Source organism: Pseudomonas sp. EggHat1, from assembly GCF_014892995.1.
GTDB classification, from domain to species: domain Bacteria; phylum Pseudomonadota; class Gammaproteobacteria; order Pseudomonadales; family Pseudomonadaceae; genus Aquipseudomonas; species Aquipseudomonas chaetocerotis.
Genome location: NZ_JACKQK010000003.1, coordinates 23,914 through 40,785, shown reverse-complemented (window position 1 = coordinate 40,785; position 16,872 = coordinate 23,914). Strand labels below are relative to the sequence as shown.

The following is a 16,872-nucleotide window of genomic DNA, read 5'->3' as shown; positions in this document are numbered from 1 at the left end:
CGAAATATGCGGGAGGTACAGAAATCTAGGCCGCGTATGATAGCCAATTTAGGTAAAACTGTTCCAGCGTCGTGGCAAGATCCGCCCGAGCGGACTGCTGATCGCACCACTGCTCGGCATGTCGCTGCAGTACTGGCCAAGCCTCGAGAAGCGCAGGCCAGGCCGTTTCCATCCCTTCACCGCTATTCCATGCCCGCCAGGATTCAGCCTGAACCGCAGCGGCTTCAGGCATCAGATCGGCGTTATAAATCGCCAGAAACGCCTCGAGTTTGTCCCAGTGCGCCCGCTCCTCCTGCGGGTAGATGTGCCAGAGCAACGGCCGCCCCGCCCATTGCGCGCGGACGAAGGAATCCTCACCGCGTACCGCATTGAAGTCGCAGCACCACAGCAGGCGATCGTAGTCATCCTGGGCAACGAAGGGCAGCACATGGATCAGCAGATTACCGCGCAGGCCGTGATCACCCGGCGCCAGTAGCTCCCCGCCAAGCCAGACCTGCAGGTCAGCGAGAATCTTGCCCTGCGGCACCAGCAGTTGCGTCGGCTGCGGATCGGCTGCCAGTGCATCCAGCCATCCCGCCAGACCTGCGTTCTCGTAGGCGAACAGCGATATCAGCCGCGCCCCCGCTTCATGTGCCACGCCGAGTGACTGCAGGAAAGCCTGCTGCGCCTGCCCGTCAGCTTGAAAGGTGCGCCGCCGCGCCAGCAGATCGGCCTCGCGCAGCAAACCGCCCGTGCCCTCCACGAACCCAGGAAAGAAGAAGAATTTCTGCAGGCCTCCTGGCTGCGGCGATGGCAAGCCATGACAACCAGCGACCCAATCCTCGGCACTGAGGTATTCCAGGTTCAGCCACAAACGGCGCGTACCGCTGGTCGCCATCGCCTCAATATAGGAAGGCGGCAACTGACAGGCGAAGGCCTCGATCACCACCTCGGCTGGCTCCACCAGGGGGAACGGCTCCGCCCACCGGCGTACCTCGACACCGCTCCAGCGTTGGCATTCGGCATCGACACTGGCTTCCGGGCACAAGCGTACGAAGGCACCCAGCTCGTCGACCCACAGACGCACCGCATGCCCCTGCTCGGCCGCCAATTGCCGGGCCAGCCGCCAGGTCACGCCGATATCACCGTAGTTGTCCACCACGCTGCAGAAGATGTCCCACCTGGCCACACTGCGCCCCTTCAGAAAATGATCGTCATTGTAACCAGCGAGCAAGAAAAAGCCCGCCAGAGGCGGGCCAAGGGGAGCGCTGGAGCGAGCGCGGGGTAAAACAGTGAATCAGGCCAGCAGCGAGTCGCCCTCACGACGAATGGCACTGCTGAGCATCCAGACCGCCTGGCAAGCCAGCGCAGCCTCACGAGAAGCGAAGGGACCGGCTTTGGGCTGGCCGTCTACCATCACCAGCCAGCAAGCCATATGGCCGTCGGACCTGAGCTCAGCCGGTACGGCACTACCCACCAGGGAAACCACATCGATACGGGACATCATGACCTCCAATCCAACTCAAGCTCTGTTGGGCTCAACATTAGGCCGATGCCTCGCCGGACAGAAATCAGTGCTCTCGATAGTGACCATGGATATTGCCAATGGCAGAAGCACAGGCGCCGGCACAGACTGCGCCCCTGCGCCTGGCAGGCAAGAGTGGCTACGAAAGGAAAGAAGCCCTCAAGGCCGTAAAGCCTTGAGGGCTCAGAAGTACATCCAGATACTCGTCATTGTGACGAGGGCGGGAAATTGGAAAACAGCACGTCTCGAAAACTTCGGTCTTGCAGCTATTCGATCAAGTCCGAGAGTCGTCTCCGATTCACTGCAACGGAACTGTCAGCATGCTAGCCAAAGGTCTTCATGAACGGCTCAGCGCACTGTCTGATTGCCGCGACCACATGCGGCGCTTGCTCGGCCAGTTCACCTGAGCGCGCCATTACCTGCTCCAGCGCGCTCAGCTGTCCACGGATTATTTCTTCTGGCCGCACCACATCACAGATTTGCGCGAAGTCCAACAGCCCTTGACGCGACGCGAAGAGCGATTTGTTGCCCACAAGGTCCAGCGCCAGTACATCCCCTGGAATATAGGCGGTGGTGTTGACGATGTCGTACGCCGGGGCGAGCCGTGCATCGCGGCGAGTGGGGTCGGAATACAGCAGCCCGAAGTTTTTCAGATGGGCGTCGCCGTTACCGACTATGCAGCTCAAGGTTACGATCGCGAATAGCTGCGCCAGTGAACTCTGCATATGCTCGGGTGGGCAGAACAGACGGATAGCCTTGGCGATGGCGGAATAGCTCTTACTGTACTTTTGCTCTGCAGCCAGCCCCATCAATGCCGCCATGTCCTCAAACCCGATGGGGTCGAGCTGCTGATCCCGATCGAAGCGGCGCATGACAAACAGCTTGCGGTTGTCGGAGAGGTAGAACTCCGGCACAGCGATGCCCACCTCCCTCGCCACTGACATGCAAAGGAACTCGTTGATCGCCAGCCCCGGAAACTCATCCCGACCGCTCTTGATGATCAGGTCAGAGGTTTTCGAGGTGAAGCGCTGTGGCGTGGAATCCTGATGCTCTGGAACCAGCACCTTAGGCTGCACACCTGATATACCTGCACGCAGGATGTAGCGATCCACCAGGCCGGCAAAAATATCTTCTGCGCCGTCCCAGGCAAGGATTTCCTCCAGCTTTTCTCCAGGGAACTGCTGGCGCGCCAGCAACTCATCGACTTGTGGCGAGCTGACTGCCACCCGTCCGATGGGCGAACTGCTACCAGATAGAGCCAGCAACAACATCGGGTCAACGTTCGCCACCTTGGCCAGGCGGTTACGCAACTGTTCCAGGACGTAGCCTTCCGGCAGGTTCATCTGGAAGATTGGGTGCAACTCGCGATGGCGGTATTCGTCGAAGCGCACCGGCATCAGCAAACTGATCGCGGCCTTTGCCTCGATATTTTCGTGGTAGCGGAAGAGGTAGTCTCCGGCGCTGGCAAGAATCCTCCCACTGTCACCCTCAGGCGTTGCAACCTGCAGCACGGCCGTCATCAGTCGAATACTCCATGGATTTCGTCCAGCGTGGGCATGGCTGCCGGCACCACGTTGAGCTCACAGTCGAGGGCTGCCAGCACCCGCGCGTAGGCAACCATTCCCACCGAGAGGTCGCCCTTCTCGATGGCGATAACCTTCTGACGGGTGATGCCCGCTAGGGAAGCGAGCGCTGCCTGCGTCAACCCACGATTCAGACGGCGCTGCCGAAGCTGCTCACCAAGTCGCAGCGTGATGAGGGAATAGTCCATGTTCTGTATACGCGACAATTTATATTGTATGTAACGTATACCGAACCAATGGGGAAATCAAAGCGAATGGATGCTTAGCCCACGAATCAATGCCATCCGCCGGATGCAATCACGACTGCATTGCGTGAGCGTCTGGGATGCCATGGACTTGGCTTATCCGATGCAAAGCGCCCAGGCGACACCCTGTGCATGGACGAATTCACCGCTACTGCACAGGACCAAGGCTTCGAAAGACAGGCCGGAAAGGTAGCAGAAACAGCCTTTCACCTACGCGATCTACGGGCAAAGTAAGCACCGACATGGCTGAATCGGGTGAAGGCATCCTGAAGACTGGAGATCAGCTTGGCCAAACCACGGGAGTGGTTGCAGAGCTTTACGTCCGATAGCTGCGAGGAAGGAAGGTGCCGCCAATAAGATAATGGCGGGAAACACTTGAGCCGCGAAAAACGGGCAAGGGCGTTCGTCGAGGTTGCGCTGCTCGGCTCGGTCAAGCCCAGCGCCGTCGTGGCTGCCAGGTTGCCGGTCCACGTACGGTGCAGTGACCGAACAGAAAACGTGGGCCGTCGCTATCCAGCACCATGCTGCCTCATGTCGACAGGACGAAGTTAGGCAGAACGAACTGACCGAGCTCCTCGATAACCTCGCCCGCGGAACGCTGGCCGTATTTCAAATTGACGATCACATGGTTAACCCCGATCTCCTGCAAGCTTTCCAGTAACGAGATCAGGTGATATCGCCCTAATTGATAGCCCAGGTGGATCGGTCGTGGTGGTGTCTGCGGGTTATCTGTCAGGTCGATGTATAGCGACTGGGTGAATGGTTTGAACAGCTCACCGCATTCGGCACGAACCGCAGTGCGCCAGTTCTCGACAATCAGCTGCTGCGTCTTCGGGGCGCGCGGATAACTGATCCAGCCATGACTGTAGCGGGCAATCCATTCCAGCGTCTGGCGGCTATGGCCGGTGACAAAGAAAGGAATTTCCGCCGTGGTCGGCTTGGGAATCAGATCCGCACCCTCAAGCGTCCCGCCGGACCAGGTCAAAGGCATGAAACTGCTGCGCTGAGCCTCGCGAAAGACCTCGAGGTATTCGCGGAACAGGCTGTCGCGTCGCTCCGGGTCGACACCGAATGCGGGAAACTCCACCGGCCGGTCACCGGAAGCCACACCGAGTAACAGGCGGCCACCGCTGAGCTGATCGACACTGGTGGCGGCCTTGGCGGTGTGCAGAGGATTGCGGATTGGCAGGATGATCGAGGCGGTGCCCAGCGCAATCGAGTGTGTGTGTGCCGCCATAAAACCCAGGTAGACCCAAGGGTCGAAGACCTGACCCGAATCACCGAAGCTGGGGTCGCGTAACGGCACGTCGCGAAACCAGAGGGCAGAGAAACCCAGCCTGTCGGCACGTTGGGCCAGGCTCACCTGGTCGAGCATGCTCGGCGTATCACCGGCAAAGGCTTCGAGGGGGAAGAAAAGACCCAAGGTCAGACGGCCTTGGCGGTATGTGCGCTGAAAGCCAGGTTGTTGCTGATAGGGAATGGAATTCGGAGTGAACATGCGCCCTCCTACCTATTTCGAAAGATGTTGAGGAGCTGAAAGAAATCCTTGCGGACGGATATCAAATCAGCGTTATCAAGGCCACCTGAAGCTCCGCGCGGGGCGTTTGCAATGGTCCGGAGGCGATGCGTTGCGAGGTCACCAGTTGCCCCTGCTGCACGGCAGCGATACAGCGCGAGACGGTCGACGGCGACAGACCTGGACGATCCCGGATGAGTGCTCATTGGGCGTCCCGCGCTTCTTGGTTCGGCGGTTCGATATGCTCGATGTTTCCCAGTACCAACGCTCGCCCGGCAAATAGACCACCCGCTGTTTCCAGGGCAAAACGTTCGGCATCGCGCATGCGCACTTCCTCGGTTACCGCGTCGGCTTCGTGCTCAGACGCGCCCAGCGTCAGCACGGCCTGACGGCCGAGCAGCAGGGCGGCCTCAAAGGTTTCCCGCACTATGTAGTCGGCGTCGTGCTTGACCAGCTCCAGCGCGTGCTCGCGGTCAAAGGCACGCACCAGCAATTTCACTTGCGGGCAGTAATGCCGCGTGCTTTCGACTATGCGTGTCGCGGCTTTCTTGTCGTTCACACAAACGATGATGGCGCGGGCGTGATGGGCACCGGCAGCGTGCAATATTTCATGGCGGGCACCATCACCGTAATAGGCCTTGAAACCATAGGGCTCCACGGCGCGGATCACCTCCGGATCTATCTCGATAATGGAAAGTTTCGCTCCCTGAGCGAGCGGTGCCTGGCAGGCAATCTGGCCCACGCGGCCAAAACCGATGATGAGTACATTGCCTTGCAGATTATGTGCGGGCTCCACACCGTCCATGGAAACGCTCTGCGCGCGGGCAAAACGTCTGTACAGCAGTAAGGCAACCGGCGTAATGGCCATGGAGAGCACCACGATAGCCGTCATATTGGCGTTGACTTCGGGGCTGATGACCCTGAGCTTGAGCGCCTCGGCAAACAACACAAAAGCAAATTCTCCACCCTGCGCCATAAGCACTGCACGATCCAGCGCATCGCCATGGGAGCTCTTTGCAAGGCGCGCGACCGCATAAATACACAGTGCCTTGACCAACATCAGCGCCAGCAGACCAGAGGTGATGAGCATCCAGTTCGTGACCACCACTTGCAGATCCAACGCCATGCCGACGCCAAGAAAAAACAGCCCCAGCAGCAGGCCGCGAAACGGCTCTATGTCGGCCTCCAACTGGTGGCGGAAGGTGGATTCCGATAGCAGCACGCCGGCAACGAACGCCCCCATCGCCATTGAAAGCCCGCCGATTTCCATCAGCAGCGCTGCCCCCAGCACCACCAGTAGCGCGGCGGCGGTCATCACCTCGCGCGCCCGGGCTTGGGCCAATACCCGAAACATCGGATTGAGCAGCCACAATCCGATGGCCACCAGTGCGCCCAAGGACAAGGCGGCGATACCGATACGCTGCCAAAGCGGTGACGTGGGTTCATGCACCCATTCAGTGGGCGCCAGAAATGCCACCACCGCCAGTAACGGCACTATCAACAGGTCTTCAAACAGCAAAATGGACACGATACGCTGCCCCCTCGGCTCGGTTATGTCACCGCGCTCCGAGAGGACTTGCATAACCAAGGCCGTAGATGTGAGTACAAAACCGGCCGCGCACACAAACGCCACCTGCCAGGGGAAACCAAAGGCCATACCGACAAAGGTGAGCAGAACAGCACAGACCACCACCTGCAGGCTGCCCAGCCCAAAGATCTGCCCACGTAGCGCCCATAGATGCGAGGGTTTCAGCTCCAGTCCAATCACAAAAAGAAACATCACCACACCCAGCTCGCCCACCCGAATGATGGTGTGGGGGTCATGGATCAGTTGCAGTCCAAAGGGACCAATCATCATCCCCGCCGTCAGGTAGCCCAGTACCGAGCCGAACCCGATGCGTTTGAGCAGCGGCACTGCCACCACGGCCGCAGCGAGCAACGTAACGACACCCAATAATTGCCCTGCGTTGTCTTCAGCGGCCATAGCCTTGACCCTCAGTCCGTATCAGTAAACGTTCGTACACCCTCGATTTCGGGTGTTTCATCCGACTGGATGGCATGCGTGGCATACAACCTCAGCGTCAGCGCTTTAGCCGCCACCGGTTCGAATGACAAGACGAATCGGCTTGCTCGCAGGGTGCCCCGCAGTCCCCTTTCGCCAAGTAAAAGGCCGACGGCGAGTGCGGCGATCCTGATCGAAGTCCAAACCGGTAGCGCTGTTTTCAGGCAGTTACGCAAGCGATGCCGTGACCAGACTCGACGTTTGTGGCGTGGGCCACTTGCTGTCAGGCATGGCGTTCTAGACAATTCGGTCATCGCGCTCACGCAACAGCCAATAGGTCAGCCCCAGGGCCAGAGTGGCGCCGGCCAGCGCCGCGACTTTGGCCGGGCCGACATCGGGATCGAGAATCACGAATTTGCGGGACAGCGCAATCAACCCGATCAGGATGACCGTCTTGACCTGAATGATGCTGTCACGGCGCAGGGCCACGCGCACGATGGAGTGCTTGAATTCCATCGCGATCAGAAGCGTCATGATCATGCCGAACACACTCTGGAAGATCTTGTGGTCGAGTGGATTGAATGCATCGATGATCAGCAAGCTGAAGACAATCTGAATCAGCTGCACCAGAGACACCACGATAATCACCGCCATCACCGCTGAAAGGATGATGGCGACGGCCTGCTCGAAGCGTTCGTAAAACGTCATCACCGCCCAGTCACGACGGAGTCGTTCGAGTGTCGTCCCGGTCTGATTGCTGTTGTTCATGTGCCACTCCTTCAGAAACAGGCCAGTCCTACGAGAAATCGCGGTCGCTGTGCCTCTAGGCCTTCGTCCATGTCGAAGCGCGTGAACATGTCGCAAGTGATGTCGGCAGCCCACCAGGTCGTCACGACAGGATGTCGTGCAGCCTGGGGTACTCCACTACGCGCGCACAGTAAGGTCGTACCTGGATGGGCGGGGCTCGAGCCGAAAGATGCCCGGCGCACCAAAGAGAACATACGGGCCGCCCGTCTCACACTTTCAGGATTAGGGCAGCCCCGTGCTTCAAGCTTTGCCACTTTCGGACTTCTTCTTGCGCGCCCCCTTGCTCGACTCCTTGGACGAGTCAGGCGGTTGCGCAGATTCAGGTGGAGCTTCGGCGCTGGCCGGAGCGGCTGGCTTGCGGTCGAAGGCAACCCGCTCCGCCTTGTCGCCCCAACGTGCACGGGCGTGATCGCCCTTGCCTATGCCACCGCCGAGCATCTCGCGCGCCAGTGCCGTTTCCAGCTCGCTGCGAATCAGTCGTTTGAGCTCGCGGGCACCGAATTCGGGCTTGTAGCCTTCTTCCGCGAAGTGATCGACCAGCGTCCCTTCGAACGTCAGCGTCACCCCCTGGCTCGCGGCATTGCGCGCCACGCGATCGAGTTGCAGGCCGACGATGTGGCGGATCTCCTCCTTGCCCAGCGCATGGAAGACGATGATCTCGTCGATGCGATTGAGGAACTCGGGGCGGAAGTGCCCGCGCAGCACGTCCATCACCTCTGTCTTGGCCTTCTCGTACTCCTCGCCGGCCGCTCCGCGCGCCTTCAGCCGGCGCTGAATGATGTCGGATCCCAGGTTCGACGTGGCGATGATGATGGTGTTGGTGAAGTCCACCACGCGACCCTTGCCGTCGGTGAGCCGCCCGTCGTCGAACACCTGCAGCAGGATGTTGTAGACGTCGGGGTGGGCCTTCTCGATCTCGTCGAGCAGCAGCACGCTGTAAGGCTTGCGACGGACCTTCTCCGTGAGCTGGCCGCCTTCGTCATAGCCGACGTAGCCCGGCGGAGCGCCCACCAGCCGCGCCACGGTATGACGCTCGCCGTACTCCGACATGTCGATGCGCAACAGGGCGCCCTCGTTGCCGTAGATGGATTCGGCCAGCGCCTTGGCGAGTTCGGTCTTGCCGACGCCGGTTGGGCCCAGGAACAGGAACGTGGCCACGGGCTTGCTGCCTTCGCGCAGACCCGCGCGCGACAGCCGCACCGCATCCGCTACAGCGCGTACCGCCTCGTCCTGCCCCACCAGGCGCTCATGCAGCCGCTGCTCCAGGTGCAGCAGCTTCTCGCGCTCCTCCACCGTCAGCTCATTGACCGGGATGCCGGTCAGGCGCGAGACGATCTGCGCCACGTGTTCCGCCTTGACTTCGGCGCTGCCCGAGCCGCGCTCGCGTTCCCAGTCCTCGACCTGCGTCTTGAGTTCGGCTTCCTTGGTTTCGATGCGCTTGCCGACCTCCGCCGCATTGTCGTATTGCTTGCGGGAAGCCAGGTAGTCCTGCTCCCGGCGTAACTGGTGCAGTTCGGCCTCCAACTCCTGCACCGCAACGGGGCGGGCCGTCGCCGACAGCTTCACGCGGGCAGCAGCCTGATCGAGCAGATCGATGGCCTTGTCCGGCAGGAAGCGCGCGGTGACATAGCGATCGGCCAGCTCGGCGGCCGCGATGATCGCGTCCTCGGTGATGCTGACCTTGTGGTGCGCTTCAAAGGTATCGCGCAGGCCGCGCAGGATCATGATGGTCTGCGCCACCGTTGGCTCGGGCACCATGACCGGCTGGAAGCGCCGTTCCAGTGCGGCGTCTTTCTCGATGTACTTCTGGTACTCGTTGAGCGTGGTCGCGCCAATCAGGTTCAGCTCACCGCGCGCCATCATCGGCTTGAAGACGTTGGCCACATCCAATCCGCCTTCGCCACCCCCCTGGCCGGCGCCCACAATGGTGTGCACCTCGTCGATGAAGAGGATCATCTCGCCCTGGTGCTCGGAGATCTCCTTCAGCACCTTCTGCACGCGTTCCTCGAACTCGCCACGGTACTTCGCGCCGGCCACCATGGAATTGATGTTCAGCTCGACCAGGCGCTTGTCGCGCAGCGTCTCGGGCACCTCGCCGGCAACCATGCGCTGTGCCAACCCCTCGACGATGGCGGTCTTGCCCACGCCAGGCTCGCCGATCAGTACGGGGTTGTTCTTCTTGCGCCGCGCCAGCACCTCGATGGTGGTTTCGATTTCCTGCGCGCGGCCGATGACAGGGTCCAGCTTGCCCGCATGCGCCATCTTGGTGAGATCGCGCGAATACTTGTCGAGCTCCGGCGTATTGGTCGGCGTCTCGGCGCGGCCATCCTCCGCACCTTTGCCGACCACCTTGTTGACCTGCTGGCGCAGGGCCTGCGGCGTGAGGCCATAGCGGCGCAGCAAGTTGGCGGCCAGCCCTTCACCCTCTTCGGCCAGCCCGATCAGGAAGTGCTCGGGCCCGACGTAAGAGTGTCCTAATTCATTGGAGGCGACGAAGGCGCGACTGAGCGCATCCTTCACCCGTGGCGACACGCCGATCTCGCCTTCAAACGGCGTGTCGCCGCGCTTGGCTTCGGCTTCGATCTGGCGTTTGAGCTCATCGACCTTGATCTTGAACTGGCTCAGGATGGTCTTGATCACATCGCTGTCGGCCAGCGCCAGCAGCAGGTGCTCCGTATCGACTTCGGAGCGACCGAAGTCCGCGGCATGCTTGGCGGCTTCCTGCAACAGGGCCTCGGAGTGCTCGCTGATGCGGCTGGCCAACCCGCTACCGCGACGGCGCGGCGTGCCAGAACCTGTGGAGGCTGGTTCGCCAAACGACGCATCGACCACTTCATCGGCATCGGCTGCAGCCGGTGCCGATTCCTCTCCAATGCGGAAGAAATCGCTGCCTAGAAAATCTTCGAACAAGCCGCTGCGCGAGCCGAAAAGGGCTTCCAGCGGGGAAATGGTGCGTTTTTGCTGACGCACCAGTTGGCGGTAGTGGTCGTCACACAACAGCATGGTAGTAAGGCGACCATTGAGATTGGCTTCCACCCGCGCGGTGGCGGGTTGGCCGCAGATTTGACATTGCTTCCTGGCCATGCGGACGCTCCTTGGTCATTGAGATGACGAGGTGCGGCATGCCGCGGCACCTCGTCCCCTGGTGGGACTTCGTGGTGACCGCAATGGAATATCCGTCTCAACTTCAATCGGAATCGAGCGGCCGTGCTTCGGTGCACTTGCTTCGCGCTTCGAATCCTGGTTGGCATCGTCGGGCAGGTTCAGTGCACACTGGAAACTGCCGTAGGAAAATTCGACACGAGAAAAGCCGCTTCGCTCTTCTCTTGCTCTTGGCGCTTTCACCTCGCACCATCGGCACGTCGTTGTCGGGCGTGATCTGGATCGCCTTTTCCTCGACACCGGGACCGTCGAGGGAAATCCTGTGCTGCATCGGTTTCCTGAATATCCAACGCCAGCTTCAGCATGCCTAGCCAATCGAACGGCAAGCGCGGCATGACAAGCGCCGGAAAACCAAATCCAGCCAAGCCCAAGGGGATTGTTGCAATACTTGACAAAGTCTGCGCCTTACAGGCTAGAAGTCAAGAAAAGTATCTGGCTTGAAAGGTGGACGCGGAGAATGGGGTTTTGCGGGGCAGGTTTGAACACCACGTTGCAACCGGCAGCCAAGACCAGGCCGGCTTGACGGGTGATCATCCGTGGCAGGGACGTTCCATGACATGCTTGCTGGCAGTAACGCCGATCGACTGCTTACTGATCAGATCGATAGCGGATGAATGCGAGGATTGCGGACCAAGCCATGCCGCCGAAAAAACTCGTAAGCGCTTGATTTAAATGGTGCCCGAAGCCGGACTCGAACCGGCACGCCATTGCTGGCGAGAGATTTTAAGTCTCCTGCGTCTACCGATTTCGCCATTCGGGCGGTAGCGCTGTGCGAAGGACCGGACTATATACAGCCCTCCCTGTCCTCGCAAGGTATGCAAAAGCACATCAGGGATAATGAAAAAGGCCTCGTAAATCATGGATCTACGAGGCCTTTTAGATTGGAGGCTGAGGTCGGAATCGAACCGGCGTTCACGGATTTGCAATCCGACCTAAAGCTTAAGCCTTTCATAATCTTACGGCATATTGATTTCCGCAACAACGCAAAATTTCATTGCCTGCAAGCCTTTAGGCATGCGGGGCGTATGAAGCGATGCGGAAACGAAAAACAGCCTACCCGCTACCGCCTCTCACCCCCTCATAGGCCCGCTCACACATCGCACCAGCTACTCCACGCCGGTCAGCTTCTGCTGCCATTGCTCGGCCTTCTCGCTCCACTTCTTCGAGCAGGTCGGCGAGCAGATCGGCCGTGCTTCGCCCTGCCTGGCTTCCATCGGGAGTGCCGGAATAGCTGGCGATAAGTCCACGTATTCGGTTGAGTTCTGCGCGCAGCCCGCCAGCAACGCGATCAGCGGCAGCAGCATCAGCTTGAGCCCGTTCAAGTTCTTCATGGTTTTTCTTCCTGTTCTGTTCGTCGGCGGCCAGCCGGCGCTGGGTTTCTGCCTGCGACGCTATCGCCGAGCGCCTATCACGCTCAGCCACTTCCGTGCGGTAGTTGGCCAGGTCGGCCTGGGCCTTTGACTTTGCGGCATGGGCGACGACAGTTGCAGATTGCGCTGCCAATACCCGCAGCTGCTGGCCGCCACCGACCGCCAGCGCAAGCACCACCCCAGCGATCCACGGCCAGGCCCAGGACGGGACCAGCTTCAGCAAGGCGGCCATCACGGCACGTCCTTAAAGAAGATGTGTCGGCCGATCTTGCAGGTTCGGGTGGCGCCCTTCACCCAGGCTGGTGGCTTCTTCATGGTGGTCGAGTAGTAGTGCGTGGCACCGCCAGTCGGGTCAGGCTCGTGGGCGTCGATCACCGCCACTGCAGCCTCCCGGCACTGCATGAACTGCGCCGCCGGGATCGGTTTTTCGCCGCGCAGGTATGGGCTGTTCGGGTCGTTCTTGTTCCAGCAGCTGAACTGCCATGGCGCCTTGCAAACGCCGGCATAGCCTTCGCCCCACCAGTCCGGTTTGCCGTCGTTGTGCAGGTCCATCTCGACGCGGTTGCGGATGCACCAGCCCACGGCGACCTGGCCGCCCTGCCCTTCGCCGCGCGCCTCGCCCCAGATGGTGCGGGCCAGCACGTCAATGTCTTGTTCACGTTGGGTCATGATTTCTCCAGGCACAAAAAAGCCCGCACTCGGCGGGCAGGGTGGAAATGATCTACGCTCGTGGTTCAACGATCAGCACGGAGCGCGACATGGGAGTAGTGATTGAACGGAAGCAGGGCCAGGCGGTACGCATCTTGTTCGGCGAGAACATGAGCGACCAGGCCATCCTCGAGCTGGTCCGCTACGGCATAACCATCACCGTGACCGATATCGGCCGGCACGGCACCCGAGCACGCATCGGGATCGATGCACCTGCGTCCGTCAGCATTCTGCGTTCGGAGCTGCTCGAGCAGGCACGGGGTAATGCCTGACGCATTGCCCCTACTCCACCCTGAGCCAGCCACACAGCTCGCCAATAGCACTACTGGCTAGCCCTATCAGCGATAGTGCATTAGGCAAGTCTCTTAACCGAAACTTGCGAATAAACGCTTTCAGTTGGCAGAACCATCGTGCTGGTAACAGCGGCGCCATCGAGGAAGTACCAGTTGAACGAGTATTGCCGCGCAGCGGATATCTCCACCATCCTCGTCAATGACACCGAGGGATGCTGCCCGCCGGGGAACTCCTGGTTGGCAACTTTCAAAAGCGAATCAAGAGCGCCCGTAGGTCCATGATCAATCAAACCCAAGTACAAACTTATCTTTGCGGATGAGTTTGCAGGTGCGCTTGGGTACAACTGAGCGGACAATTCATATATACCCGCAGAAGGCAGCAGCAGGACTCCAGTAGGTTCGGAGCTTACAGTTTGGAGCACGCCGCCGATGCCATCGAAATCGGTAGAAGCTGGCCTGATTTTCTTCCATGTGTTGCCCACACTGCCCTCGGCGGCAGAGGCAAATATCCCCGAAAACTGAGCGGCAGCGAAGGCCGACCTTCGAGGGATACTATCCCATAGCGTCCAAGTGCCTGGGGCTGCACCGTATCTCCAGCGAAACTTAATCGTTGCTCGAGCATTGTCCGCACCGCTCAGATACGGGAACGCAAACTGACACAAGTTCAAACTTCCGAAACCAAGCGTCAGAACCCAGTAATAGTTCGCGACTCCGTTGCCTACCGCTACAGCGGTTTGTCCATCTGGGTGGTCCGATTGCCGAGAACCCGCCCCTGCCCCATAAATTCTCGGCGCCCAACCCTGGCCGGYAAGTTCTCCAAATAGGGTTACAGAGTCAGTACTGGCCGCGTAGGGAATTCCACGTAGTGAGCGTTGTTGTAACTTCCCGATAGCGGCAAGTATCGAGTCAGTGTTTACTACAGAAGACTCCGAACTGTTCGATAATCCAGACAGTATGACGGCGAGAACATCGGCTGGTAGATCTTCCGCCAGCGCTATTGTCCCTGTCTTGTCGGGGATAGAGACGGTCCGGGGAACTGTCACCCCCGCCGAACTTATCGTAGCGCGGCCGACGCCGAACGTCGTCCGCATACTACCTGCCAAGTCGCTTAGCCACCGCATGGCGTTAGCTCGGAATCACATACGAAACCAGAATACGCGCGGCACCTGCCGTCGCGCCGCCAGCGCTGTAGGTCGCGATCAAGTCCTGGGGCGTACCTACCGCCGCGGTGGCAGGGTCCACCTCAAACGTGGTGCCAGCCGCCGCCTTAAGATCGACCTGAGTGCTGCCCATGTATCGCGACAGTTCACCGGAAACACCAACCGATACCGACGGAGCGCCATCGAACGGCTCGTCGATCACGATCGCCACTTTGCGCACGACAGCGTTAGCGGGTAGTTGGAACATGCTCACGGTGCCGATCGAGTCGAACTCAAGATCGGTAGTGTCGGTAGCCTCGAGGTTCGTAGCGGCTGCCGACGAGGCAAACGAAAGGTTGCCTGCACCATCGGTGACCAGCGCGAAACCGGCAGTGCCATAGCTCGGCGGCATCTTGAACGTCAGGTTCTGCGTCATGCCGGCGTCCGGCCGGCTGATCGTCATCGTCCAGTCCGCGCCGCTTTCCGCCGCACCCTCGTTCAGGGTGAGACTGTCTCCGCTGGCCTGGATGCTACTCCCCACCAACGGTACGTCGTCGGTGTCGTCGGCGTTGCGCGCACGGATTTTGCCTCCCGTACTCTTCAATTGCAGTCCGTTGAGGCCCAATCGAAAAAGAGTGCTGAGCGTGCCGCGTAGGTCGAGAAAGCGCATGATGGTTACCTCAGTTCAGGTTGAGCACAACGAAGCCAGCGCCGGCGGTTGCGCCGGCACCTGGGGTGATTTCGAGATAGATTCCGGTGCCGGCGGCGAGCGAGGCACCAGGCGTTGATTCGTAGGTGGCGGCGAAGTCAGGTGCCACCTGATCACTGTCGAGCAGCACGACACCGGCTTGCGTGCGTATCCGCAGCGCTGCGCCTTCGCCATTGAAAGGAGTGGTGATGATCAACTGCACAGAAGCCAGCAGGCTTGGCTTTGTAATAGTGTGCAGCAGCCGGGTTGAGGCATCTCCGAAGGCAAATTCAAATGCGCCTAACGCACTCCCATCTCCCGGCGGCCCTGGCGGCCCCTGCCTCCCTGCCGCCACGACGATGGCCGGCGCGGCCACTGGCTCGTGCACCAGCACGAATGGCTGGCCAGCGACGATGACATCAGGTGCAGCAGCCATGGGCAACTCCTCGGCGCACGGTCACGGGGCCGTCGAGCCAGCGGTCTACGTCGCCGTTGCTCCAGGTGATATCCAGCGTGTAGGTCACGCCGTCGAGCGGGATGGCGGTGCTCTGTGCTGGGGTGAGCACGATGTTCAGCTGGCCCACACCAAGCACCTGCAGGCCACCGTTGGCGGTGGTCAGCTGCAGGCTGTAGTCGGGGCCGGCGAGTGTGAGCACAGCAGTGGCATCAGCCAGGTCGACGCCCTGCTGATACACCAGCCAGCCGCCGCTGGCGTTTTGGCCGGCGCCGTTGAGTGCGTTGATTTCCACCGTGTCGTCACCCACCACACCGACTAYCCACGGCGCTTGCTGCGGCGGCTGGCGGTTGAGTGCGGTGAAGCCGCTAACGCCCTCCACCCAGCACGGCCACTCGCCCGGCAGATCGTGCCCGGGCACGGTCAGCAGCAGCGATGGAGTTTTCTGCACCTCGGCGATGGCGCGGCGCTCCCAGCGGGGTTGCAGCAGGTAAAGCGGTTTGCGGTTTGTCGCGCCCGGAACGATGGGCAGGTCTAGGCAGGCCGGCTGCATGGCTGGCTACTCCGAGTCGAGTGGGTTCAGTTGTATTCGGTGAGGGGGGTGACGATGAGCAGATAGCCGCCAGCGTCAACGCGCTCCAACTTCATGTGACTGAGACTTGCAGCGGTGAACGAGAGAATCTCGCCGCCCAAGGCGACGTTTGAGTAGATCGGGCCGCCGAACTCGAACTGCACCAGCGTGCCGGCCTGCAGAATCATCTCGCTCTGCCGGATGTATTCATTGAGCAGCGTCACAGTGCCGGAACCTAGCTCGATAGGCACACCAACAGCCATACGGCGCCATCTGGACGAATCCACATCGCTGTACACACAGAACCAGGTTTCCTCAGTTGTGAGGTCGAGGTAATGCGAGTTCACCGGCGCCAGAACTGTGCCAACGGGGCTGCCGGAGCCCCGGTATTCGTGCTGTACGGTCATTCGTAATCTCCTGCGGTTAAAATTGCGCCGTCGCTGTCAGCCAGCAACTCTCCGTCAACATCGGCCAGCGCATTGCCGCTGCCAGCCTCAAGCGCCGCCACGCGTGTGATCAGGTCATTGATCTGCACCTGCTGCGCGGCGATTGCCGGCTGCAGCCCCTCCAAAAATCCCGCCGTTACGCCGATGTACATCACGCTGCCAGCGGGCCAGTCCTGCTCGAGCGTGCCCTCGAGCCCGCGCGTGAGCGTGGCCGAGCCGCTGACTACCACTGCCTCGGCGATCTCCCAGCGTTCGGCAGCCAGACCCACGAAATCACTGAACGTCAGCCGATAAGTGCCATTGGCCAGGGCTACGTCGAGCACAGTCACACCGGGCGCGAGCTCTACCGGCTCCCACCAGTTGTTGATGAAGTTCTGCATGTGA

General features: G+C 60.4%; 17 protein-coding genes, 1 tRNA gene and 1 pseudogene. 1 reads left to right on the top strand and 18 read right to left on the bottom strand.

Annotation, left to right across the window (positions count from 1 at the left end; translation table 11 throughout):
* Positions 1-25 precede the first annotated feature (25 nt).
* From earP to INS93_RS06505, 12 genes and pseudogenes are all read right to left on the bottom strand, one after another.
* Positions 26-1,168: an elongation factor P maturation arginine rhamnosyltransferase EarP gene (gene earP, locus INS93_RS06560; RefSeq protein WP_192980757.1), complete on the bottom strand. Its 1,143-nt coding sequence runs from the start codon at positions 1,166-1,168 to the stop codon at positions 26-28.
* Between the two features lie 108 nt (positions 1,169-1,276).
* Positions 1,277-1,483, bottom strand: a complete 207-nt coding sequence (locus INS93_RS06555) for a hypothetical protein (RefSeq protein WP_099523996.1) — start codon at positions 1,481-1,483, stop codon at positions 1,277-1,279.
* A 344-nt stretch (positions 1,484-1,827) separates the two neighbouring features.
* A complete protein-coding gene (locus tag INS93_RS06550) occupies positions 1,828-3,024 on the bottom strand; it encodes a type II toxin-antitoxin system HipA family toxin (protein WP_192980756.1) in 1,197 nt (398 codons plus the stop codon).
* Positions 3,024-3,275 carry a helix-turn-helix transcriptional regulator gene (locus tag INS93_RS06545; protein WP_192980755.1) on the bottom strand — a complete coding sequence of 84 codons (252 nt, stop codon included), beginning with the start codon at positions 3,273-3,275 and terminating at the stop codon, positions 3,024-3,026. The genes INS93_RS06550 and INS93_RS06545 overlap by 1 nt, the downstream gene beginning before the upstream one ends.
* Before the next feature lie 586 nt (positions 3,276-3,861).
* Positions 3,862-4,830: an LLM class oxidoreductase gene (locus INS93_RS06540; RefSeq protein WP_192980754.1), complete on the bottom strand. Its 969-nt coding sequence runs from the start codon at positions 4,828-4,830 to the stop codon at positions 3,862-3,864.
* A gap of 220 nt (positions 4,831-5,050) precedes the next feature.
* Positions 5,051-6,832, bottom strand: coding sequence for a monovalent cation:proton antiporter-2 (CPA2) family protein (locus INS93_RS06535; RefSeq protein WP_192980753.1), 1,782 nt, complete (start codon positions 6,830-6,832; stop codon positions 5,051-5,053).
* Between the two features lie 315 nt (positions 6,833-7,147).
* Positions 7,148-7,618 (bottom strand): phosphate-starvation-inducible PsiE family protein, encoded by a 471-nt coding sequence (locus INS93_RS06530; RefSeq protein ID WP_021489146.1) that lies wholly within the window; start codon positions 7,616-7,618, stop codon positions 7,148-7,150.
* A gap of 279 nt (positions 7,619-7,897) precedes the next feature.
* Positions 7,898-10,741 (bottom strand): heat shock survival AAA family ATPase ClpK, encoded by a 2,844-nt coding sequence (gene clpK / locus INS93_RS06525; protein ID WP_192980752.1) that lies wholly within the window; start codon positions 10,739-10,741, stop codon positions 7,898-7,900.
* Between the two features lie 105 nt (positions 10,742-10,846).
* A pseudogene (locus INS93_RS06520) lies at positions 10,847-11,178 on the bottom strand (Hsp20/alpha crystallin family protein); the annotation flags it as partial.
* A 314-nt stretch (positions 11,179-11,492) separates the two neighbouring features.
* A tRNA-Leu gene (locus INS93_RS06515) sits at positions 11,493-11,579 on the bottom strand.
* 293 nt (positions 11,580-11,872) lie between these two features.
* On the bottom strand, positions 11,873-12,421 hold the full coding sequence (locus tag INS93_RS25015; RefSeq protein WP_192980751.1) for a DUF2514 family protein: 549 nt from the start codon (positions 12,419-12,421) through the stop codon (positions 11,873-11,875).
* The gene (locus INS93_RS06505) at positions 12,421-12,858 is read right to left on the bottom strand and encodes a cell wall hydrolase (RefSeq protein WP_192980750.1); all 438 of its coding nucleotides are present in this window, start codon (positions 12,856-12,858) and stop codon (positions 12,421-12,423) included. Before INS93_RS06505 ends, INS93_RS25015 begins: the two co-directional genes overlap by 1 nt.
* A gap of 89 nt (positions 12,859-12,947) precedes the next feature.
* Between INS93_RS06505 and INS93_RS06500 the strand changes: the two genes are divergently transcribed.
* On the top strand, positions 12,948-13,169 hold the full coding sequence (locus INS93_RS06500; protein WP_192980749.1) for a carbon storage regulator: 222 nt from the start codon (positions 12,948-12,950) through the stop codon (positions 13,167-13,169).
* Between the two features lie 80 nt (positions 13,170-13,249).
* On the opposite strand, the gene INS93_RS06495 is transcribed toward INS93_RS06500, so the two are convergent.
* From INS93_RS06495 to INS93_RS06470, 6 genes are all read right to left on the bottom strand, one after another.
* Positions 13,250-13,672: a hypothetical protein gene (locus tag INS93_RS06495; protein WP_192980748.1), complete on the bottom strand. Its 423-nt coding sequence runs from the start codon at positions 13,670-13,672 to the stop codon at positions 13,250-13,252.
* Between the two features lie 643 nt (positions 13,673-14,315).
* On the bottom strand, positions 14,316-14,999 hold the full coding sequence (locus INS93_RS06490) for a hypothetical protein (protein WP_192980747.1): 684 nt from the start codon (positions 14,997-14,999) through the stop codon (positions 14,316-14,318).
* A gap of 10 nt (positions 15,000-15,009) precedes the next feature.
* Positions 15,010-15,453, bottom strand: coding sequence for a hypothetical protein (locus INS93_RS06485; protein ID WP_192980746.1), 444 nt, complete (start codon positions 15,451-15,453; stop codon positions 15,010-15,012).
* Positions 15,437-16,024 (bottom strand): hypothetical protein, encoded by a 588-nt coding sequence (locus INS93_RS06480; RefSeq protein WP_192980745.1) that lies wholly within the window; start codon positions 16,022-16,024, stop codon positions 15,437-15,439. Before INS93_RS06480 ends, INS93_RS06485 begins: the two co-directional genes overlap by 17 nt.
* A 26-nt stretch (positions 16,025-16,050) precedes the next feature.
* Entirely contained in the window at positions 16,051-16,449 is a 399-nt protein-coding gene (locus INS93_RS06475; RefSeq protein ID WP_192980744.1) for a hypothetical protein, read from the bottom strand.
* Positions 16,446-16,868, bottom strand: a complete 423-nt coding sequence (locus INS93_RS06470) for a hypothetical protein (protein WP_192980743.1) — start codon at positions 16,866-16,868, stop codon at positions 16,446-16,448. The genes INS93_RS06475 and INS93_RS06470 overlap by 4 nt, the downstream gene beginning before the upstream one ends.
* Positions 16,869-16,872 lie beyond the last annotated feature (4 nt).